This is a genomic window from bacterium, assembly GCA_040753555.1.
In the GTDB taxonomy this organism is placed as follows: domain Bacteria; phylum UBA9089; class UBA9088; order UBA9088; family UBA9088; genus JBFLYE01.
The window spans coordinates 1-2305 of sequence record JBFMDZ010000281.1 but is presented as its reverse complement, the minus strand read 5'-3'; the positions used below and the strand labels follow the sequence as shown (position 1 = coordinate 2305).

Below are 2305 nucleotides of genomic sequence, written 5' to 3'. Positions count from 1 at the left end.
CCTGGGGCCAACACATCATACAACCGAAGATATTGCTCTGATGCGCACACTTCCTAATATGACAATTTTTTCTCCAATAGACCCATTGGAGACTAAGAAAGCAACAATAGAGGCTGCACGGATTAAAGGCCCTGTGTATTTGCGTCTAGCAACAGACAGAAGCCCTGAGATTTATAAAGAAGACTATGAATTTAAAACAGGATGTGCTATTGTCTTAAGAGAGGGTAAAAATATTGCCATTATTTCTACTGGTGGCATAGTTTATGAGGTTCTCAAGGCAGTAGATGAGCTAGAAAGCTTAAAGATTTCTGTTAGGCTAATAAACATTCATACCATAAAACCAATTGATAAAGAAATAATTCTTAAGGCAGCATCTGATATAGGTGCTATTCTTACTGTTGAAGAACATACAGTTATTGGTGGCTTAGGAAGTGCTGTTAGTGAGGTATTACTTGAGAATAATAGTATGCCTATTAAATTTAAACGATTGGGCTTAAATGGAATCTTTGCAGAAGGATATGGGTCTTACGAGGAGATGAAGGAAATGAATGGGCTTTCTAAAAGAGATATTGTGGAAGCTGTAAAAAATATGGTTAAAAATTAAGATGGGAAAATTATTAAATATTATAACGCCCTCGCACAAAAAAACAAAGAGGGATTATATTGGAAGAATGATGGATGAGAAGGCAAGATGTTCAAAGATAGCAAGGGAGTATGGTAAAGAATACTGGGATGGAGAAAGAAGATTTGGTTATGGAGGCTATAAATATGATGGAAGATGGAAGGATGTAGCAAAGAAACTTATTGAAAACTATAATCTTTTAGAAAATGCTCAAATATTAGATGTTGGGTGTGGAAAAGGCTTTCTTCTCTATGAGATTAAAATGCTTCTACCACATTGCAAGATAAATGGGTTTGATATATCAGAATATGCATTAGAGAATGCACAAGAAGATATAAAAGGTTATTTATTTAAACACAAAGCCCAAGATTACTATCCTTTTAAAGATAAAGAGTTTGATCTGGTTTTCTCTATAACCACCCTGCATAATCTCTATATAAATGAGCTAAAATCAGCCCTTAAAGAGATTGAAAGGGTTGGAAAGAATAAATATATTGTTGTAGAAAGCTATAGAAATGAAGAAGAATTATTTAATCTTCAATGCTGGGCATTAACCTGTGAAGCATTTTTTACTCCCCAGGAATGGATATGGCTCTTTGGGGAATTTGGCTACACGGGTGATTATGAGTTTATCTATTTTGAATAAAGAATAAAAAATGGGAAATTTATATACAAAGATGAAGATTTTTCACTTCAAAGAGAAGATAGATTCACTTCCTTCTTTTGTGGATAAGATAATGCCTCCAATCCATATAAGGATAAAACCAACAAATGTTTGTAATCATAATTGTTACTATTGTGCTTACAGGGTAGAAAATCTTCAGCTTGGGAAAGATATGAATAAACGAGATTATATCCCTTATGAAAAGATGGAGAAAATAATTGATGATATTGTTGATATGGAAGTGAAAGCTATTACATTCAGTGGTGGTGGAGAACCATTCTGTTATCCTTATTTATTAGAAAGCATCAAGAAACTATCTCAGAGCCCTGTTAAATTTGCAGCCTTAACCAATGGTTCAAAAATTAAAGGAGAATTGGCAGAGATATTTGCCCATTATGGAACATGGATTAGGGTTTCTATGGACGGGTGGGACAATAAGAGTTATGCATATTATAGGAAGGTTGGCAAGGATGAATTTACTAAGGTAATGAATAATATGAAAGATTTTAAAAAGCTTGAGGGAAGATGTTTCCTGGGGGTTAGCATAATGGTTGATAAAATAAATAAAAGCCATATCTATGAATTTATTAAGAAACTTAAAGACATTGGTGTAGATAGTATAAAGGTTTCTCCCTGCATAGTAAGTAATGATAGGGTAGAGAATAATATATATCATCAACCATTTTTTGAAGATGTAAAGGAACAGGTAAAAAAGGCAATAAGTGATTTTTCAGATGATGCATTTCAGATAAATGATGCATATCATGAATTGGATGAGACATTTACAAAAGACTACATCTGGTGTCCATATCTTCAGGTCCTGCCTGTGATTGGTGCTGATTGTAATATATATCCTTGCCAGGATAAAGCATATAACCTTGAAGAAGGGCTAATTGGTTCTATTAAGGATTGCAGATTTAAGGATTTTTGGTTAAAAGATAAGAATAAATTTTTTAAAATAAATCCTTCTTTACACTGCAATCACCATTGTGTAGCCAATGCTAAAAATAAGCTTATTT

At 33.3% G+C, this 2305-nt stretch carries 3 protein-coding genes; all 3 read left to right on the top strand.

Annotation, left to right across the window (positions count from 1 at the left end):
• Positions 1 to 604, top strand: a 604-nt coding sequence (locus AB1630_12480; protein ID MEW6104607.1) for a transketolase C-terminal domain-containing protein, incomplete at its 5' end; no start/stop codon positions are given.
• A gap of 1 nt (position 605) precedes the next feature.
• Positions 606 to 1268 carry a class I SAM-dependent methyltransferase gene (locus tag AB1630_12475; GenBank protein MEW6104606.1) on the top strand — a complete coding sequence of 221 codons (663 nt, stop codon included), beginning with the start codon at positions 606 to 608 and terminating at the stop codon, positions 1266 to 1268.
• 10 nt (positions 1269 to 1278) lie between these two features.
• Positions 1279 to 2305: radical SAM protein (locus AB1630_12470; protein ID MEW6104605.1), on the top strand; the 1027-nt coding region annotated here is incomplete at its 3' end.

What these genes read in the sequence shown, in the direction of transcription:
- AB1630_12475 (MEW6104606.1), top strand. Translation starts at nt 606, where the DNA reads ATGGGAAAATTATTAAATATTATAACGCCCTCGCACAAAAAAACAAAG.